Source organism: Flavobacterium frigidimaris (assembly GCF_002217275.1).
In the GTDB taxonomy this organism is placed as follows: domain Bacteria; phylum Bacteroidota; class Bacteroidia; order Flavobacteriales; family Flavobacteriaceae; genus Flavobacterium; species Flavobacterium aquidurense.
In genome coordinates this window covers 1-20,506 of sequence record NZ_MUGV01000046.1, presented here as the reverse complement: position 1 = coordinate 20,506, position 20,506 = coordinate 1, and the positions used below count along the sequence as shown (strand labels likewise).

Sequence of the window (20,506 nt, the reverse complement as noted above, 5' to 3'; positions counted from 1 at the left end):
CTAACGAAACAGGGTTTTTTATTCTTATTTTCAGATAATATCTGAATATAAAGGTACCTTAGCTCAGATGGTAGAGCAATGGACTGAAAATCCATGTGTCCCTGGTTCGATCCCTGGAGGTACCACTATAATGCTCGGATGGTGAAATTGGTAGACACGCTGGACTTAAAATCCAGTGAACAGCAATGTTCGTGCGGGTTCAAGTCCCGCTCTGAGTACTAAAAACTTCAATTGGCTATGCTAATTGAAGTTTTTTTTTTGGCCGAAATAAAAGGTTTTACTAATAAATTTTATGAAAAATCGAAAAGTTTTTAATTTTAAGATAGTTTATTGGCTAATCCGAATATTGGATTTAACTTAGTTCCATACTTGCACTAGTAAAGTTGTTCAAATACGCTAAAGCAAAAAAAACTTCATCATGACTATTGAACTTTTAGATACCAACAGAAATATTACGAAAGTAAACAGTATTGATGAAATACCTAAAGATCTACAGGGCATAAATAGTGTCCAAATTATAAACTATGCTAAAAAAGACATTCCGGTTTTTGAAAAACTCTTTAGTATTGATGCTGCTATACTCGATAATAGTGAGGACATCGAAATAAGTTCTCATTATCTGGAAAAAGAAGATCAATTGGCTTTTAATTTTTCATTTCCTTATTTTTCTTCTCACAATAAAATTGAAGAAGTGATTGTGTCTTTTATTCTCAAGGAAAAAATTATGCTTTCTTTCATGGACATTAATTTTGAAAAATTTATTCCTGAAAATAAAAAACAGGAACATTTTGATAAAACCAAAAATCGTCCTTTTACAATTGATTCATTTCTCCAAATGATGATTGGGATTGTACCGGATTACTTTGCAGATTTAACGGAAATTATCTCAAAGAATATTAAAACAATCTATTTGAGATTGCAAAAAGAGAATGATTTTTCAGAGCAGGGATTAAATGAAATTACGGCTTTAAAGTTTAATAATTTTATAGTGAAAGAATCTTTGAATGAATTTAGACGAATTTTACTTTTACTCAGAAAAAGTGATAAGTTGCAATTAGAAGTTAAAGAGGCAATTTTGATGGAACTAACGGATTTAACTGTAATAAATGAATATGTTCAGAATAACTTTGAACGATTAGAGGATCTTAAGGATTATGTATCAACAAGAATAGATTTGCAACAAAATAAAATATTTAAAACGCTGACTATTATTACAATGTGTATTTCATTGCCAATGCTTGTTGCCGGAATTTATGGGATGAATTTTGAGAATATGCCTGAATTGGATTGGAAATATGGATATGCTTTTGCCATCACTTTAATAGTTGCCTGTTTTGTTGGACCTTTGATCTGGTTTAAACGTAAAAAGTGGCTGAATTAAAACAAAAAAAGTGTTCACTTTTAAAATTTTAAAGTATAAAGATATTTTTTATTAAGCGATAAAATATCCAAATTAAAAATTCATTAAATTATATCTAGAAATATTCGAACCCTATGTTTTGGCGTATTATTTCAATTTTTTTTTAAAGAGATTTTTTGTAAAATTTCCTGTCTTATTTTTTTAGCAAAAGATATCTATTCCATTTTGGTGGATTGTCTGGAAAGCCAGCAGAGATTTGGCTCGTTTTTAATATTATAAAACTATCTGGGATTCTTTAAAAAGCGAATAAAAACAAAGAAGTAAAATAGATTATATTTGAATATCGATTTTATTCTTTAATGAAACAAAGTAATCAATGAAAGCATCTTTTTTTAAAATTTTACTGGTATCCTCATTTTTCACTTTAGTTTCTTGCGAAAATAAAGTAAAAAAAACTAAACCATATCAAGCTGGGGTAGTGATTTCTTTTGATGATGCTTATGTAGATGAATGGTTTGATGCAGATAAAGCTTTAAAAAAATACAATTGGAAAGCTACTTTTTGTGTTTGCAGAATTGATTCTATTGGTACACCACAAATCAAAAAACTAATTGAATTGCAAAAGGGAGGCCAAGAAATTGCGGGTCACGGATATCACCATTATAATGCTGTCAAATATGTAGCAGCAAATGGAATTAACGAATACATGAAACAGGAAATAGATCCTATGACGGCTTCCATGAAAAGATTATCCTTTAATGTGACGTCGTTTGCATATCCTTACGGTGAACGGTCTGATGCGCTTGATGAAACATTGGCACCAAAATATAAAGTTATTAGAGGAAGAGCTTTTTGTGGAGATGTACCTGAAAAGGAAGGGTGCTATTTTAGAAATTCTAAATTTCTTTACGCTTTTGATATCGATGATAGCCATATACATTTTAGTATTCCTTATCTTTTAGAATTATTAGACTATGCAAAAAAGAAGAATAAGATATTGATTTTATGTAGCCATAGACCGGTTAGAAAATTGACTGGAAATTATCAGACAAGAATTGAAACTTTAGAGTTTATATGCAAATACATGAAACTTAATGGACTGAAATTTTATAAATTATCAGACTTAGATAATTTGGAAACTGTATCAGACTAATACAAAATAGTATGCAATTTAGAGGAGTAAGATGTATACTCCTATTTATTAAATTATCTAATCTTTTTACTTCACTATCTTTCGCGAATGATGCGATAATGTTTAACACCCTAATTTTTTAGGAAGATATTTTTATACTCCTATTTTATTGGACCTTTGATAAAAGTTAAATCAGTATAAGATTTTCTAAGATAATGCAACCTTTTTATAGTATTAATAAAACGCTGTAAAATGAGTTGTTTTTTTGTTTGATGAAAAAAAAAAATTCAAATGAATGTACTGGGAATTGTATAACATCATCCTGAAATTAAATACTTTTTAGTCTCTTCTCAGTTGTATCTTTAATTGTATTTTAAATCTATTTTATAATCAAAAAAATAAGTTATGGCAGAAATTAAAATTGAGAAAAAGAAACCTATTTGGCCATGGATTGCAGCACTGCTGATAATCGGAGCAATTGTATACTACATCTTTGTAATGGATCATGAAGTTCACAGTGAAAACGGCGTGGAAGTCGAAAACACTACAACTGCGCAATAGGACATAATAACGGAAAACTGCGGAAATAATGCAGTTATTAACGTTAGTAAAAAATATAATCTTATAAAAATTATGGAAAATAAAGACAAAAACTTATACAGACTGGATGAACTATCTAATTATAAAATTGCTTCAAATTATTCTGACGTAAGAGGATGGAAGATAGTAGACGCTGACAACCGTACGATAGGAAAAATTGACAATCTATGGGTTAATAAAGATATGCAACGTGTTGTCTATCTGGATGTCAAATTAGATAAAGGATTATTAGAAGAAAATCATAGTGAAGTGCGTGATGTGATAGCGAACGACAATGGAAGGGAGTTTATCTATAAAGAAGGAGACAGCCATATAATCATACCAATTGGGTCTGTCAATATAAATAAAGATACAAAAATTGTTATGGCTAATAGTATTGGATACGATACATTTAGAAATACAAGCAGGTATGACAGACAAGTCAATTTTGACAGGGATTATGAAAGAAGAGTAATGAAGTCTTATTATCCTGAAAGTGACCCTGACTCTGGTTATTATAGTGATGATGATACTTTTTATAACCGAAGAGAATTCGATAACAAACAGTAATTTTTCATCTAATATTCTCTAGCATCAAACATCATTTAAGGTATAAATCACCCTGCACTTTATGTGCAGAGTGATTTAATTAACATTTGTTTCATCGCATCTTAAAGAAGATATGTTTATTTAAAATTCTTTATTAGGATCAATTTCGGATTCAGGTTCGATGATGTTATTTATTAAATGGATATCGTGTTGTGAAAATGGTATGACAATATTGTTTTCTTTGAATGTTTTGTCAATGGCAATTATTAGTTCACTCCTTGTGTCAAAATCAAAATCAAAATGGCTTATCCAATATTTCATGACTAAGTCAATAGAACTGTCGCCAAATTTTGTAAACCAAATTTTAGGCAGAGGTCTAATGAGTACATTTTCGTTTTTTTCAAGAATTCCGAGAAGCAATTCTTTTGTTAATTCCAAGTCAGTTCCGTAGGCGACACCAATTCGGATTTCCGATCTGCGGCTACTGCTTCCAAGAGTCCAATTGGTTAGATTTTGGTTTAATAATTCTCCGTTCGGAATAATTACATCGGCTCCGTCATATGTTGTGACCACGCTACTTCTAATTCCGATAGATTTCATTGTGCCGGATTGTGTACCAACTTCGATAATGTCATTCAGGCTCACTGGTTTTTCAAAGGCGATGATTAATCCGCTTATTAGATTGTTGACCAGACTTTGCATACCAAAACCAATACCAACTCCCAAGGCACTAATGATTAAAGTTATTTTATCTAGCGGGATACCTGCTGACCCGAAAGCAACTAATACACCTAGAGTTACAATAGCTATTCGGGATAAAAATAGCCAGCTTCCAAAATTTTTGGTTTTGTTTTTATTTTTGATTATTTGATTGTCTGAAGCTAAAAAAGAAACGACTCTTGAAAGGAAAGTGGACAATAAAATTACAACAAAGAATGTTAGAATATTTTCAAACGTGAACGTGACGTTTCCAATACTTCTGGGTTCGGATATGGTATTTCTGAAAGGATCAACAAAACTTTGAAAAGTAAAGGTGTTTCTTATCATTAATAGTACCCAACAGACAAATAGAATGAGATAAAAACCAAAGGTAAATTGGTGAGAGATACCATTTAAAGTTTTCTTTGGCTCATCTTCATTATCCGCTTCTAAAATTTTAGAGATCAAATTAATTTCCTTGACTACAATAAAAGTGCTATACAGAGAGAATATCACTATAATTGTGTAAACTCCTTTTGTCATTAGAAATTTACCTAAATTATAATGCCCATTTAATAAATAATAGAACGATAAGAATTGAAGAATGGTTGCTATAATGATATACCATAAATATACTTTTCTTTGAATTTGTGCTCTGTTAATGACAGCATAAATGCCTATTGCAATGCCTAAGCAATTAATTCCCAAAATTAAAAAGGACTCACCAACAAAGTGAATTAAAATTGTAATGTCAAAAAAGGTAACTAAATTCAATAAAAAAATTGCTACCCAGATTTTCCAAACAAATGTATTGATTGATTTCCACATTAATATGGTCAATGAAATAGTCGATATTGTCCAGGCTAAAATTGAAAAAATAAGCGGTGGCATAGGAAGAACGAATTGGTACAAATTCAGAACAGCTAAAATGGCTGTGGAAATTGGGCTGTTTAGAATATAAATATTTAATAACATTTCTTTTTTATAACCTAAATCAAGAAATTTACTCTTTTGCAATTTAAAAAATATCGCTGTGCCTATTATTAGAATCAGCATCAGAAGAATAGAATTTCGGTTGTTTATAAGATAAAAATACAGTACCAGATAGTTTGTTTTTAATGAAAAAGCCAAAGGATCTTCAATCCTTAACTTTTTAATGTCAGGGCGTTCAAAAACAGGAACTTTTTTGGTAAATAATTGGTCGGCTTCTAATTTTCGCAGTCTGTCATTTTCAATTATGTCCGACTCAATTTTAAATTTTAATTGGTCCCCCATAATTTCCAATGTTTGGATACTATCTACTGCATTTTTTAATTTTTCAGAGATTAGATTGATATCCGTATTCATCTTTAGTGATTGCAGTCGATAATTTTCCCTGGCAACAGAATCGATTGGGACATAATACAGGTTTTTTTCAGCAACCAGAGAATCAATTTTTTCTTGGGTTCTGCTTAGCTGTTGGTTTTCAATGCTTATTTTTTTTAAGCGATTGCTGGTGCGTTTTAATAATTCATCAAGTAATATGGAAGTTGAGCTAAGATTTCTGTCGGTCAAAACCCTGAATTTTCTCCCAACAATGCCCTTAACTGCAAATTCTTCCCATTCTTTCAATTGATGGATCTCTGCAGTAATGTCTTTGTATGCATATCCTTTTGTTAATAGGAACTTTGCATTTTGAACTTCTAATTCAATTAAGTTGAAGATTCTATTTTGTTTTTGGACTTTTTGGTAATTTATGTATTTATTCTGTCTCTCTTTCTTCTCGTTTTCTGCTTTGCTTTCAAGTAGAAGATGGCTTACTTTATTATTGATTCCAATATCTTTAACGATGGTATCCGCATTTTTTTTAAGGCTTTGAGCATTGACCGAAAAAAAGGAAATTAAAATAAGAAAAACGAAAATAGCTTTCCCACTAATGTCAGTATTGTTTTTGGTAGTGTATATATATTGAAATATAGATTTTAACATGGGCTATGATACGTTTTAATAGCATTAATTTTTTTGGAATTATTATTTTACAAACGCATTTGTACACGTTAAAAAGTGTCAATTTATTTATTAATCATTAGAAGAATTAGAATAATAAAAAAAATATTTAGAATGTTATTTTCTTACTATTTCAATTGGAGATTAATAGAATGGATGCATATCAAATTTAAGAAAAAAAATAATATTTTTTGATGTATGTGCTTAAAAAATAGATTGTTAGATGATTCTAGGTTTTTGACCCTGTTTTTATAAAGATTGAAAATTGCCTTAAATGCAAAAAACCTGCGAATAATACGATTTGCGGGTTTTACTAAGTGTTGTTTATAAAATTCTTTGGCATCTGTAATAGTAAGAAATTCTAGAATAATTGCATTAACTACTGGTGCTCCTTCCAGCCTTTCTACAGAACCATAAAAAGCAAGCGGAGTTTAGGCTGGCTATGGCTGATTACAAATAGATGTGCTCAAAGAGAATATTAAATTTTTCGCCGAGCTTCTTTTTAAGCCTCTGATTTGATTTTTTAACAGCTTCGGTCGTAATGCCTAATAATTCAGCTATTTCACTGTTGTTAAAGTTTAGTTTTTGCAACAATAATATTCTCATGTTCGAATCGGTGATTTCAGGAAAATCACTTTGAAGACGATTATAAAATTCGGGATGTTCTTTTTTAAATTCTCTTTTAAAGTTATTCCAATTATTTTCTGTCATTAAATGTGATTCCAGCAAAGTGTTTAGTTTTCCTGTTTCTTTTTGATTATAATAAGATGATGACTGTTTAATCTTATCAATTTCAACTTTTAAATTCTTGATTTGGATGTTTTTATCTTTCAAATAAGCAACTTGAGCATTCAGATTATTATTAGCTTCAGCTAGTTTTTGTTCTATTTTTGCTTTTTCTAATTCTTGTAAAGAGACTTTTTGCTTGTACTCAATCTTTCTGGTTTTTAATTGTTTTTTATATTTTTTTAAAATAAAAAAGACTAGTAAAAAGGCCAATAGAAAAGCCAGAATAGTAATGTAAGCATAAATATTTTTTTTAGCTACTTCACGTCTGTACTGATTTTTAGTTTTTTTAATGCTTTCCTGAAATTTTGTTTTTTCAAGAATCCAGTTTGCTTTGCTTATCGCTATATCACCATCTTTATTTTGTAATGAATCTTCAAGAACAATCATCCTTCTTCTCAGAATTAGTTCATTATCGGTTTTATTTTGTTTTTTTAAAACTTCTAATTTTAGTTTGATAATTTGCAGTTCTGATTTTTCAAAATAAGATTGCGAATATGCAATTTTTTCACCCTTTTTAAGTGTTTCCTCAGCTTTATCAAGATTATTGTCAGCCAAATACAATTCTGCCAAAAGTATACATGCATACATTGTATTTTGATAGCTTTTTTTTCGTTCAGAAATAGTAATATCTTCTTTCAAAAGAGAAATTGCCGTTTTTAAATCTCCCTTTTGTCGTTGCAGAAGGGCTAAATTCCCTAAAATTTTTGCATAACGAACCTCATCATTAATTTGTTTAGCCAAAACACGGGCTTGATTTAAATAAAACTCAGCTGTTTTAATATTTCCAACATTAAAATAATTTAAGCCTAAAGCATCTGTGATCTCAGCATATTCAGGAGTGTTTTTAGGAGTGTATTTTTTTGCAAGATTTAGGAATTCAAGTGCCTCCTTGTAATCTCCAAAAGTCTGCATAATCCAGCCAATTTTCTTGAAAGATTGTCCAGGCAAAATTATTTGATCTTTAGGAAGTCTTGATATACCATCAATTATTTTTATCAAAAGAGGTGTCATGTTTACATAATCTCTGTAATGATAAAGATAGCTTACATAATTAAGTTGCACCCAAATTTCAATTGACGTATCTTTTAATAAAGCTGCCTTTTTTAGGGATTGAATGTAATAGGATTTACTTTGCTTGTTTAATGTGTTGTAAAAGTTACTATAGCCGTTGGCAAGTAAAGCGTCGTAAATAACGCCGTTTTCTTTTGTTTGTAAAGGCTGAAGAAATGTTTTTAGACCTAAGGTATCAGTATCAAAAGGTTTTTCCTGAAGAACCAGGTCTTCTATTTTTTTGATTTTATTTTCAGAAGAAGAAAAAACTATTTGATTTTTTTGTGCATTTAATTGCGATACAATAAGAACTATAAGGGTGCAATATAATTTTCTAAATAACATTAGGCTTACATAGGATTTTGTTTGTCTGGAATGGTAAAAATAAAAAAAAAAGAATACTTTTCTTAAGATATTGTTTTAAATAATTTAATATTTTTAATGAGTATTTGTAATTATGTTTGTTGAAAATCAATAGTTTATGATGAAAGTAAAAGTAGGTTTGTCCTGTAGAAATTAATTTAAGAATTAATAACTTTAAGTAATGCTTTTGTTAACTCGTGAATAATTGTTGATTATCTCTACTTTAGTGATTATAAAAAATGGCTATAAAATAAAAAAAAAGAGTGCCGAATCAATTGATTTAGCACTCTCAGTAGGCTGAAGGAAAAAAATATTAAAACAATATTTAATTATTAGAAATAATTAGACATTACTTACTAAAACAAGGTTTTATTCAACCAACTTAAAATCTCCCTGATCGATATATTTTAGGTTACACTTACTATCACTACCTACTATTTGGGCGAAATTATCACCATCTACAAGGTTGATTGGATTAGTTTGAATATCGTTATTTGAAAGTGTCATACTATATACTGTTCCATTGACGGTATAATCTAATTTTTTGACTTTCTTATTACTGGTAAATTTAGAGTTGGTTTCTATTTTTATGACATATTTGCTATTAGGATTTATGCATTCATTTTCAGAAATAATTGAACCGTCAGCATGTGCGAACGAAATTTTTGTTGGAGCAACAGGAGTAGAGTCTGAATCATGTGAACAACTAAAAATAAATATCGAAATTAATGCTAAAATAGAATAATGTTTGATTCTCATGATTATTGCTTTTGGTTAATGATTATCTCTTTGTTGATAGTACCTATGTTTATGCTGTATGTTCCTACCTCTAAATTGCTAAAAATAGTTTCGCCATTGAGAATGTTTTGCGAGGTAAGTTGAAGTCCCGATTTAGTCAAAGTTACGGCTGTATTATTTTCGCCGTACAGGACTTTAATAACTCCTCCAGTGTAACATACCGCATCTTTCTTGTAAAATTGTGCTGTCCCAAGTTTGACTGTTACAGTCCATTGTTTTAAAACTGATTGGTCTTCTGAGAGTACTTGAAATTGAATGGGAGTACTAAAATCTATAGTATTTGATCCAGCAGTTTGTTGCACTGTTCCAACAAATAATTTAGCTCCGGGACTTAACTCAAATAAGGCATTTAGCGCCGAAACATTTATTCCTTTATCAAGGAAGATTGTAATTTGAGATCCTGCAATAGTTTTAGTTTTTACCGCTAGATTCTTAAATCCAAAATCTAAAATTTCAGCATTGTTTCGCAACGAAGGACTGGCAAAGCTATAAGATTGGAATAAGTTTCCGTAATGTTTATTGTTTTCAAATGCTTTTGTGGTTGCTACATTTCTAATGGTATTGTTTGCAGAATCATAGATTTTAAAACTAATAATTTCATTGTCAACATTAGCGAAAACTGTTAAATAAACAATGTACTTATCTTCACTAGCTACATACAGTAAGTTAGCACTGCCACGGCATTCGCCATTTACGAAGGCACCCACTTTATCATTTACACTAGATAGCGTTTTTCCATCAACATTAATAAAACCTTGAAATGACATGGTATATTGAAAATTATTTTCCTTTACCGACCAATTTGGAGATTCTCCAAATACATTTATACTTATGAAAAAAAGTAATAATGTCTTATATATATAATTTTTCATATTTAATTGATTATGTGCTCCTAAAATGAGTTTTCAGACTTGTTTTAGGAGCATAATAATTTGACTATTTAATTCTTGATTATCTTAGTTGTTGTCACTTGTCCATCAACTTCAATTTTTATAATGTAAACGCCTTGTGCCACATTTGGAGAAATTTTAATTTCACTTTCGCCACGTTCAATATTCATATTTTTACTAAACACTAACTGACTTGTTGATGAGAAAATCTGAATTTTTGCTTCTTGACTTTTACTAGCATTAATTCTAATAGCTAACGTCGATTGAAATGGGTTTGGATAAATCGTAACACCATATGTGATATCTTCTAAAATAACAGGATTAGCAATTGTTCCAAGCACTTTATTCTCGTTAAAAACAAATGATTTCGTGGTTGTTTTTTTACTGAATCCATCGCCCACAGAGAATGATAATGTTTCAGGATTTTCACCAAAAATGGTAATAAAACTTAGTTCTTGATTGTTTACCATTTGATTTGTTGCTACTCCTTTTAAAAGCCCTTTGGAATCGTAAACAAACAACTCGTTGAACCCTTTAGGCAGTAAAACAACTGCATTCATGTTTTGCGAATACTGCTTAAACTCCGATTTAATAGTTTCCTGCTCGCCAATTGAAATTGATTTTGATACTGACTTAGAATAATTCCCTGCATAGTACGGATATTTAAAATTCTGCTCGTTCTTAGACTTAATCATGTAGCCTTTTCCTGCTTCTAAATATTTTAAAGTTCCATTCCATCCAATGATTGGATCATAAATCGCAAATAAATTTTGAGATTTAATTACATCTCCATCTGTTGCCTCAAAGTAAGCCAAAGCCTCATTTGTAGTTTGATTATAAGCCAAAGGATAAGGGAGCCAATTCCAGTTTTCTTTGATTAAAAAACTCCAATTTGTAGGGTCAACACTTTTACCTTTAATTCTTAAAGTCTGCTCATCTGTTATATTGACTTTATACATTTTTGATGATGACAGTCCTCCATTAGCGCTTATTGTACCAGACCATCCACTGTTTGAAGGCGTTGATTGATCTTTAAAATAAGTTTCGAGTTGGGCAGGAGAATTACTTAAGATACGGTTAGAAGTTTCTAAACTTAGACTTTTAGTTAATTTATTAATATTTGAAAAATTTTCATCATTTATATTCAAGGATACCCAGGACCAACCTTTATTTAGAGTGATTTCCTGTTCTATTAGGCCTGAATTGCTAAATATACCTGGCTTGCTTAAAGTTCCTAATACATCGTTATCCATAAAAGTAATCGCTGAATTAGAATCTATACTGGCTTCCATAATTTTACCCTGAGAGGCATCCCAGATTTTAAATTTCAGTTCTTCTCCAGAATTAGTATTGCTATAAACCGTTAAAAAAGCAAAGTATTCGCGATACAATTCATTGTATACAAGCTTGACAGTGCCTCTAACTTCGTCATTGTGAAAAGCTGCAATTTTATCATAAGAATCTGTTGATAGCACGCCATCAACTTTTATTTTTCCAATAATATTCATGCTATAATCAAAGCGAGTAGGATCGACTGTCCAGTTAGGTTCAGGAGCCAATACTCTTACCTTTACCTGTAATTTTTGATCGTACCCAAAATCGGTTTGCAAAGACAAATTCTCAAGATATTCCCCAACAGTAATTTCTTTATCCACTGTTGCAGTGATGCTTACTTTACTATTAGGTTCAATTGTACCTGATGTTTTGCTTAAATTTAACCAATTTGGGATATTGTTGATCGTATAAGGATGTCTTTTACCTCCTTTGTTCACAAGTGTTAATTCAAAAGTTTTTGTTTCTTCGCTATACTTTACAATATCAACAATATCATTGTATCCGTCAGCAAACCAGCTTACCTCATTGCGGTTAACATAGGCAGTCCAGGTAATTGGAGATTGTTGCATATTATTAGCATTATCAGACATTCTGTGTACGGTAATGTCTAATATTTGACCTTCTAATGATGCCCAGTCAGTAACGACAGGCGCTATAATCATTTCGCTGTCTTTAATAACATTAGTTGTTAAAAATTTAATAAGCTGGCGTTCTGGTTTTATTGCAGGAACATCATTTGAATAATGTAAACTTCCGCTGCTTAAAGTTGCGTTGTTCACTACTACAGTTTGATTCGTATCTGCATGATAATACCTTGGGCCATTTGCTGTAGCCGGATCTGGGGCATTCATTTTTGCATATAACAATAGACCAATGCTTTCGATATCAACTTCATTATAACTGTCTCTGTTAATTTGTTCTATATTTCGCAAGGTATTCCACAAACGGAATTCATCGATCTTACCTTTGAATGTACGATCAACAGTTTCTTTTCCTGATAAATCTTTTGAGCCTCTGGCACCCAACCAAATTTTATTTCCGGAGAAACCTCCAATTTTTGTCATTTGATTTGAAGAAACAAGTTCTTTGTCAACATAAGTTCTTAATGAGCCAATTCTATTGAATAATAAAGTAACATGATGCCAATTATTATCGGTGACACTCTTAGTTGTTAAGGGATAAGATTCGCCTTCGCTTTTTAAAAGTAACAAGCCACTACTACTTATATCAACAGACCATTTATTTGCCAGACCATTACTCTGTATAATATCAGAACCATCACCTTTACCATTAGAAAATAAAGTGGCTTCCTGAGTAGTATCTGTTTTTACCCAGAACTCCATTGTAGCATCCATTTCTTTAGTTAATTGAACAAAATTGACGTTGTCCATAATAAGATACTGTCCGTTATTAAAATCATATGAATTTCCTTTTGGTTTGATGTCCCATGAAGCATTTACGGTTGCATGTTTAAATCTTGCCAAATCTTTAGCCAGGTTATCTCTACCTTCGTTCATTGGCCAGTATCCAATTAAATTAGCCTCATTACCTATAAGTTGAGCGTACATTTTTGCATACGATTCTTCTCTCGTAACCGTTTTATTCCATAAACGAAGGTCATGTATGTTTCCTGCAAAGGTGTTTCCTCCAATTACTAAAGGATTGTTATTGGTAAATTGTGTATTGGTATTTCCTGTTTTAGTAGCAATTTCAGTATCATCTTCAAAGATTCGATAATCACCATTACTACTTTTATAGGTAAATGTATAATGATGAAACAAGTTGTCTTTTTTTAATGCTCCCTGGGCGATAATATCTCCTAATGTAAACGAAATAGTATTAGTGGCACTTAGTCCAATTTTTAATCCTCCTTCTTGAGAAAGGATTGTAGCAGGGGCAGAAACCGTAGTGTCATTGTTCATCCAAAATTCAAAAGTCAAATCTCCTGAAGCAATTTTCGGATTATTAATTACAGCAGTATTGTCGGTTCCTTCAAAATGTAGGGAAACATTATGATCAATAGGCAATTGATTTGTTTGTCCTTTTATTTCGATTGTACTTACTGCAGAATTATAAAAGATATTTTCATTAAAACTCACTTTTAAATCCTCTCCGATACCTAAAATACCATTAATAGGCAAAGGTGTACCAAAGAGTTGTGGTGCGTGTAAATCTACTCTTCCAGTAATGATATCAGATATAAACTCTGTATCATTTGTACAAGTACTTCGAGCCCTAATCTCATAATTGCCGTCGAGTAACTGCAGAGCAGCAATATCAAAATTATAAGCTAAATTCGTTGCAGCTCCAATAGATGTTATTTCAGTTTCATTATTTGCAACTGCATCATCGTAAAACTTTGTCGTGCCATAATAAGTATGTAAACGAATCCAGTTTGGACTTGTCGCTAATCGATATTCCAGATCAATTTTTTTGAAGCTCTTAAATTTAGTACTATATCCCATCATGTTTATGGATAATGGTTTAGTTGTACCATCTGTATTGTATGCTTTCTCTCTATTATATACCCAATTGTTTAAAGGAGCGTTTAGTGTTACACTAGAACATGAGGGAAGAAAATGAGCCGAAATTAATACGGACGAGCTTACTTTTTCGCCATCACATAAAGATTGCAAACGAACCTTTATGTTCTCATAATCATAAACATCAGAAATAGATTTACCCAAGGTCAATTTATAAATAACCTGTTTGCCATAAGGAACATGTACAATAGTACCATTTGGTTCAACATTAATTAATGCATTATTTGGATTGCTCGTATTATCGATAACCAATAAGTAATCAGCATCAGATCCGGAAGCACTATTGTTTTCAAGTTTTAATTCATATTCGGCCTTTTTAGTTTCTGTAATATTGCTCACGTTGTTATCGGTTACAGAAAGTACCGGAACTTCAACTTTTTGAGTCGCAAAACTTAATAATTCACGTTTATCAGCTGGTAATTCCTCAGGTACAGTGGCTGTAGGGTTATAGTTTACTTTGTTATAAAAATGAGAAAGTTCAGCTTCTTCATGCGGGCATGATGTTTTTCCTCCTTGTGTAATAAAAACCGGACCATTTCCGTCAAAGAGATTTACAACATCAACACTTAAAAAATTAGAACTATCATTATCTTTTAATGTATAACTAATGTCTGTGGTAGATGTATTTTCTTCTGTGTTGTTATTACTTTGGTCCTGGTTAAATTTACCTGAAACATTTTTAATCCAACCGGTATCATTGATGGTGAATCCCATGTCTAATGAAAAGGATTCGTCAAGGCTGAATGTTAATTTTGTTGAGCTTCCATTAATTATTCCTGATTCTACGCTCTTTGTAATTTCACCAACTCCAGAATCAAATGAAATATTATCAGAAAAACCTTTGGTTACCATCTCTTTAAAACCAGAAAGTCCGTTTAATTGGCCTGATGTAGAATTAATTTTATCAAATAATCCTTGCTTATAAGTACTACGGTCGTTCATTGCGGCATATTTGCTTCTCTCATTATTTAAAATAATGTTTCTCCATAATGTAATATCTCTCTCATAATCAATTTTCTTTTTTACTCCGGGATCAGTTTCTTTAATAACACCGTTAGTGATATTATCTATTATAGCCTGTATTTCCGGAATGACAACGGTAAGGATATTCTTTTGCGAATAAATGAAGAATGTTTCAGATGGCTCTTCTACAAAATACATCGCTTTTTGTTTGCTGACAAAAACATTCTCACCTTTAAAATTTGTTAATACAATAGAATCATCACTTTTAAGAGTTTTCGACGCCTGCACATCGGCATAAGAACCGTAGAAATAATTACTTGAATTTCCAATATACAAATCTCCGTCAGCGCCAACATAATTTGGGTCATCACTTGTAGAAATCGTTTGATTAAAGGTGTAGGTTTTGGTCAAAGTATTTCCAAATTCTGAAGAGTTGGTGAGTCCTATTGCCCCATTTACATCCATAACAGTTTTTACTTCTGTAACCGGCCCCAATAAGCCACCACCAAAAGCAAATTTGACTCCTAAAGAATTTTTTAAACCAGTACTTACCCCGTTAGATGTTGTAAAAGCTCCATCTATTGTAACCGAGAAACTTTCTCCTTTTTTAATAGAAGCAAAACTGTTTGAACCTGGAGGGTCTCTCAGAATAATATCCGGAACGTTTGGACCTTTTGTTACAAAAGTTTTACTTCCATCGTCTTTTCCTCCAAAAATAATCCCCGTTTCTTTAAAGTTTTTAACCGGATAATCTTTTTCGTCTAATCTGTATTTTAATGTGCTTGTCACAACAAACGGCGGAGTAATTGAAGGTATTCCAGCCTTAAACGTATAGGTTAAAATATTTCCTTCTGATGTAACTTTTTCAGAATCTGCTAAAGCAAGATTATTATTTTTAATTAATTCCCCATCAGTTACCGGAACTGTTACTTCAACCGCTGGTAAGTTATTGGCTATCGGATCATTATTTATATAACGTTCAAATCGACTCATGACAATTTTATAAGGATGAAATTGTGAATACACAAGATTTGAAAAACCTGTAGTAGATATAGATGTTCCTTCACCTGCATCAATAGTCATATCAGAAGTTTGTTCGATTACTTCTAATTCCGGGACAGATCGATAAGTGAAGCTTTTTTCATAATGATATGGTTTTCCTGTCAAGGTTTTATCGATGTTTTCATCTTTATAGGTATATTCAGGTGTTTTTATATCTGGTATCTTAGAAAAATCAAATACCTCTGTCGTTCCTGATTTTAATAATGAAATAGTAGAAGCACTTTTAATTGTTAAATCTTCAGCGGCAAGATTATATTTCAATGGCATTAGTGCTACTCGATATTCTCCTGATTTAGTATTAGTAGTATAGTTAGCTTTAGTATAATTGGTCACAGTGGCGCCAACCGGAGCGTATCCTAGAGTAAAACTGGCGCTACCAATATTATTCTTAGCACTAACTTCAAGAGTTTTTGTAACACCAGAATTGGTGACTAATTTTGTCACAAGACCAGTATCTCCAAACCCAATAGGTTTGGTCGATTCTACAGATCCTCCAACTACTTTACCTACTACGGTAACTCTGGTGGTGTCTACAAAATAAACAGGTTCGTTTGAGTCTTCAAAAAACTCTTTGAATTCGCTTGAGGCAGCAGGAAAACGACCACTGTAAGTAAATTGATGCCCCTCTTTTTTTACTGTAATATAATGTTTTCCAATTGGCACGCTTATATCAAAATAGCCGGTTTCATCAGTGACTACAGGAAAATTATTGGCATCCAGGACAATATTTCCATCTATATAAACATTGGCTCCTTCGGAAAAAATAGAGGCATATTTATCTAAATAATCATCTGATTGATCTGTAGGAGTAGTGGCATCATTTTTCCAATACGATCCCTTAGAATATTTTTCACCATTAATTTCGTAATAGTTATATCCCTCATCAAGGATATTACTTCCTCCACTAATCCATGAGTCGTTTTTATTACTATTATCCCTTTTGTTATCAACAGTAACATAAGAAGGGAAAACGCCACGGGTGTCATATTGTACTACACCTTTAAAACTAAACGATGATTGATCTACAAAATCAATTTTGTTAACGACTTCAGAACCTTGTCCTAAATAAACCAATTGCTGGCTGGGCTCAAATTTGTGCTGTCCATATAAAGGAGTTATATTATAAGATTCTCCTGTACCAGAATATTGTATAGCATTAATTTGATAATTACCCTTACTGTCGGTTACTCCTAAAACACCTAGTTGAGATGTTGTCGGATAATTATCTGCTGCAGTAGCCCATAAAACTTTATCAGAGCCAGGTGTTGAAGCATTCCAAAGCTTTCCGTGCCTTTTGTTATAATTAAATCCATTTCGTGATAAATCATAAGCGTATGCGCCCCCTTTTTCATTGGCTCTTAAATAGGTCAACATTTTAGAATCGTTTCCGCTAATAAACCTCGAATAATCTGTTCTTATTACGGTTGCGTCTAATGCTGTTTTCCAAATTCTTATTTCATCAATGTAACTTGAATTTCCTCCTCCAACTTTAACGTTTTCCCATTTTTTACCATCTAGAAGGGTAATGCCAGTAGGAATGGTAACATTAAAGTAAGGAGCAATATACGTAGGGTCAGAGCCTTTTAATTTACTATCTGTATCAGTTTTGTAAGCTTGCGTAATTGGTCTGCCGTTAATGTACAATAAAGGAGTTTTACCATCATTAAGTAGTATAGAGAAGTGTACAAAAGATTTGTTAAAATCAGAAACAGGGACCAGTAAATCATTTCCCCTGGAATTCAATTTCCCAGAAGGAAAGTAATTCATCAATGAATATTTATTACCGTCGATAATAATATCTATTGTATTATTAATGGGATCTAGTTTTACTGTGGCATCAATATTATCACTCGATAAGCCAGAGAGATTAAATAATCGAATAGCTGGTTGGGAATCGTTTGTGTAAGCTGTCTGAGGTTTTACCCACGCCTGAAAAGTTATTGAATTTAAAATTTCAGTATCCAAATTTTCAATATTTATAAATCCTGAGGCAGGAACACTCAATGCGCTACCTGTAGACATTGCACTACCACTAGGAGTTGCTGTAACAGTTACATCCTTTACGGGGTTACCTCCTTTATAACTAACGTTACCAGTGACAACAGCTGTTGGATTTCTATATCCTATGCCTGTAATATAAGTATTATAAAGGCTTGATATTGTACTGATACCTTCAGCCTGTACTTTATATTCGTATAAAACGCCACCATCAACATATTTGTCTTCATATGCTGTTTCAGTTGGAGAAAGACCTACTACTAAATCGTAAGGTTTATTGCCTTGCTCGCTATAAACTCTTCGGTATATTTTTATAGTTTTTACAAGGTTAGTATTTGCTCTTAAATCCCAGGTAATTAATATTTTATCTCCATAATAACCTTTAGATACATCAAAAGATTCTTCAGAGAATGTATTGTATAAATAAAGAACGTCCCAAGGAAAACGAACATCTGCCGGGTTTGTTTTCCTTACACCACTTTTATTTTCTCCCAAAAAAGGAAGCCCCACCTGTATAGTTATATCTTTCTTTTGAATAGACTGTGAAACGGGTATTATTTTGGCTCCTTTAGTATTTTGGGCATAAAGTCCTGTTGTCAGGAAAAAAAGCCCCAATGCTACTATTATTTTTTTCATAATTAGAGCTTTACAGTTTAATAATATAGTTTACACCATAATTTACAGGACGTGTTTCGTTGTCTCCGGTATTATTTACTGTTACGGTTATGTTACTTTGTGAGGCGCTAGTAGTCCTTGACATTTCAAAACCTTTATTATCATTGTCAGTACCTCCATTAGAACCTCTATCAGAAGGTAATACTACCGTAGGGAATTCATTTTTGTTATCACTCTTTTCAGTATGGTAGATATCTCCATATCCATGACTGTGTTTTGAATCGTTAATAGTTGTAGTGTGAATATGAGATTTAAAACTATCAGATTGTGTTTGTTTTAAGGATGGACCTGCTTGATTATTGACCGTATTAGTTCCTGTACCTCTTAAAAACATACCTTGTAGATTAGGAGCATTATTTCCTACTAAAGCAATTAGGGCTTTGGCACTTGATGGCAAAACTTTTCCATCGCATAAAACCCATCCGTCTGGTATAACAGTACCAATAAATGGCATAATAGAACCTGTAGGAACACCATTATTTGCTGCAATAGCATAAGGAACATGATGAAGTTTTTCGTCTGAAATAATATCTTGTCCTTTTTCTATTCTGAGATAAGCTATGTTATTTGCAAACTGGCTATTGTTTGAAGCTGTAGGATCTATTACGTCAGAAAAAACACCAAAAGCATCGGTAGGTAAGTTTTTTGTTATTTTATAAATAGACTGTTCAATACTTGAAGCGTCCAGATAATACAAAGTAAATGTAAGGCTGATGCTCTGATTAACGATAGCTGTATTGTTAGCATCGCGGGCAATCCCCTGAATAGCAATCCCTGCCTGAGAAACTGAAGTTTGAGCGTAATTTTTTGTTATTGTACATAACATAAAAAATGCCGATAATAGTAATTTTGATTTCATAGATAATAATTTTAAGAATTAATTATTTTACGTGCTTAAATACCTTACTTAATATTTAATAATAAACAAAGGCGAAATTATTTCAAATACAATAAATTAGACCAAAAAGGAAGGGGACAAAAAAGGGACAAATAAAGAGTTATGTTGTTGTTTATTAATTCGTTGGCTTGTTTTGTTGGATTTGGTGATTAAAAATCTAGAATTTCAAATTATAAATGTCATTCATAGTTTGAATAAGAGGGAGGGTTAAAAATTTGGTTATGTTTCAGCTTTAATGACATAAGAATTTAAAATTCTAACTTGTTATCTAATCTTTTTGCTTAATCTCTAACTTTTGCAAATGATCCATTATAGATGAGATAGTTTTTTTAGGAGATAAATTATTTATAAATATTAAAAATTTGACAGCTTTAACTTTTTGGCAAAAATGTATCCACTCCATTTATATAAATGTCAATTAAAGCCATAAGATCCAATTATTTTAATAATACTAATTTGAAATAAAAAATAAGGATCATAAAGGCCTTTTGCTTTTAAGTGAACTTTACGTTCGCGCTCAAACTTTTATAGAATATTAGTTATTCTTTTATTTAGTACAATACACGAGAATTTTTCTGAGTAATGCATTTAGAAATTCTTCATAATAAGATTATAGTTGTTGATAATTTCATGAAAGCAGTCTTTTTGAAATACTGTTTTAGTTTAAAAATACATATAGTAAGAAAAAAGCGTCAAATAAATAAAATATTTTAATATCTAAATTTGCTGTTATCAGAACGTTAGGAAAATTTTTTAAAAAAGAGCATAAAAAAAATATAAAAAGTCTTGTGAAATCTAATAATCTGACTACTTTTGCACCCGCTTTGAAACATAAGC

10 protein-coding genes and 2 tRNA genes are annotated in these 20,506 nt (G+C 31.6%); 6 read left to right on the top strand and 6 right to left on the bottom strand.

All coding sequences use genetic code 11. The annotated features are described in order from the left end of the window. Positions 1-52: 52 nt before the first annotated feature. The 6 genes from B0A65_RS22255 (at position 53) to B0A65_RS22235 (ending at position 3,641) form a co-directional block, all read left to right on the top strand. Positions 53-125: transfer RNA gene (locus B0A65_RS22255), tRNA-Phe, on the top strand. Positions 126-132: 7 nt separating this feature from the next. Further along, positions 133-218, top strand: a tRNA-Leu gene (locus B0A65_RS22250). 200 nt (positions 219-418) lie between these two features. After that, on the top strand, positions 419-1,381 hold the full coding sequence (locus tag B0A65_RS22245; RefSeq protein WP_074664146.1) for a CorA family divalent cation transporter: 963 nt from the start codon (positions 419-421) through the stop codon (positions 1,379-1,381). Positions 1,382-1,736: 355 nt separating this feature from the next. Further along, positions 1,737-2,513, top strand: coding sequence for a polysaccharide deacetylase family protein (locus B0A65_RS22240; protein WP_074664149.1), 777 nt, complete (start codon positions 1,737-1,739; stop codon positions 2,511-2,513). Between the two features lie 384 nt (positions 2,514-2,897). Next, entirely contained in the window at positions 2,898-3,053 is a 156-nt protein-coding gene (locus B0A65_RS23385) for a hypothetical protein (RefSeq protein ID WP_207556480.1), read from the top strand. A gap of 72 nt (positions 3,054-3,125) precedes the next feature. After that, a complete protein-coding gene (locus tag B0A65_RS22235) occupies positions 3,126-3,641 on the top strand; it encodes a PRC-barrel domain-containing protein (RefSeq protein ID WP_074664150.1) in 516 nt (171 codons plus the stop codon). Positions 3,642-3,761: 120 nt separating this feature from the next. Here B0A65_RS22235 and B0A65_RS22230 read toward each other — a convergent pair whose 3' ends face one another. The 6 genes from B0A65_RS22230 to B0A65_RS22205 form a co-directional block, all read right to left on the bottom strand. After that, the gene (locus B0A65_RS22230; protein ID WP_074664152.1) at positions 3,762-6,287 is read right to left on the bottom strand and encodes a mechanosensitive ion channel family protein; all 2,526 of its coding nucleotides are present in this window, start codon (positions 6,285-6,287) and stop codon (positions 3,762-3,764) included. A gap of 468 nt (positions 6,288-6,755) precedes the next feature. Continuing rightward, positions 6,756-8,489 (bottom strand): tetratricopeptide repeat protein, encoded by a 1,734-nt coding sequence (locus tag B0A65_RS22225; protein ID WP_074664153.1) that lies wholly within the window; start codon positions 8,487-8,489, stop codon positions 6,756-6,758. Between the two features lie 387 nt (positions 8,490-8,876). Beyond that, a complete protein-coding gene (locus B0A65_RS22220; RefSeq protein ID WP_074664154.1) occupies positions 8,877-9,266 on the bottom strand; it encodes a hypothetical protein in 390 nt (129 codons plus the stop codon). Between the two features lie 2 nt (positions 9,267-9,268). Continuing rightward, a complete protein-coding gene (locus B0A65_RS22215) occupies positions 9,269-10,177 on the bottom strand; it encodes a hypothetical protein (protein WP_074664156.1) in 909 nt (302 codons plus the stop codon). A 68-nt stretch (positions 10,178-10,245) separates the two neighbouring features. Next, on the bottom strand, positions 10,246-18,732 hold the full coding sequence (locus B0A65_RS22210) for a LamG-like jellyroll fold domain-containing protein (protein ID WP_074664157.1): 8,487 nt from the start codon (positions 18,730-18,732) through the stop codon (positions 10,246-10,248). Between the two features lie 10 nt (positions 18,733-18,742). Continuing rightward, positions 18,743-19,630, bottom strand: a complete 888-nt coding sequence (locus B0A65_RS22205; RefSeq protein WP_074664159.1) for a tail fiber protein — start codon at positions 19,628-19,630, stop codon at positions 18,743-18,745. Positions 19,631-20,506: the final 876 nt, after the last annotated feature.

Bases quoted from the DNA above. Each gene is read 5' to 3' on its own strand.
- B0A65_RS22230 (WP_074664152.1), bottom strand. From the start codon at position 6,287: ATGTTAAAATCTATATTTCAATATATATACACTACCAAAAACAATACT.
- B0A65_RS22205 (WP_074664159.1), bottom strand. From the start codon at position 19,630: ATGAAATCAAAATTACTATTATCGGCATTTTTTATGTTATGTACAATA.
- B0A65_RS22240 (WP_074664149.1), top strand. From the start codon at position 1,737: ATGAAAGCATCTTTTTTTAAAATTTTACTGGTATCCTCATTTTTCACT.
- B0A65_RS22215 (WP_074664156.1), bottom strand. From the start codon at position 10,177: ATGAAAAATTATATATATAAGACATTATTACTTTTTTTCATAAGTATA.
- B0A65_RS22210 (WP_074664157.1), bottom strand. From the start codon at position 18,732: ATGAAAAAAATAATAGTAGCATTGGGGCTTTTTTTCCTGACAACAGGA.
- B0A65_RS22225 (WP_074664153.1), bottom strand. From the start codon at position 8,489: ATGTTATTTAGAAAATTATATTGCACCCTTATAGTTCTTATTGTATCG.
- B0A65_RS22245 (WP_074664146.1), top strand. From the start codon at position 419: ATGACTATTGAACTTTTAGATACCAACAGAAATATTACGAAAGTAAAC.
- B0A65_RS23385 (WP_207556480.1), top strand. From the start codon at position 2,898: ATGGCAGAAATTAAAATTGAGAAAAAGAAACCTATTTGGCCATGGATT.
- B0A65_RS22220 (WP_074664154.1), bottom strand. From the start codon at position 9,266: ATGAGAATCAAACATTATTCTATTTTAGCATTAATTTCGATATTTATT.
- B0A65_RS22235 (WP_074664150.1), top strand. From the start codon at position 3,126: ATGGAAAATAAAGACAAAAACTTATACAGACTGGATGAACTATCTAAT.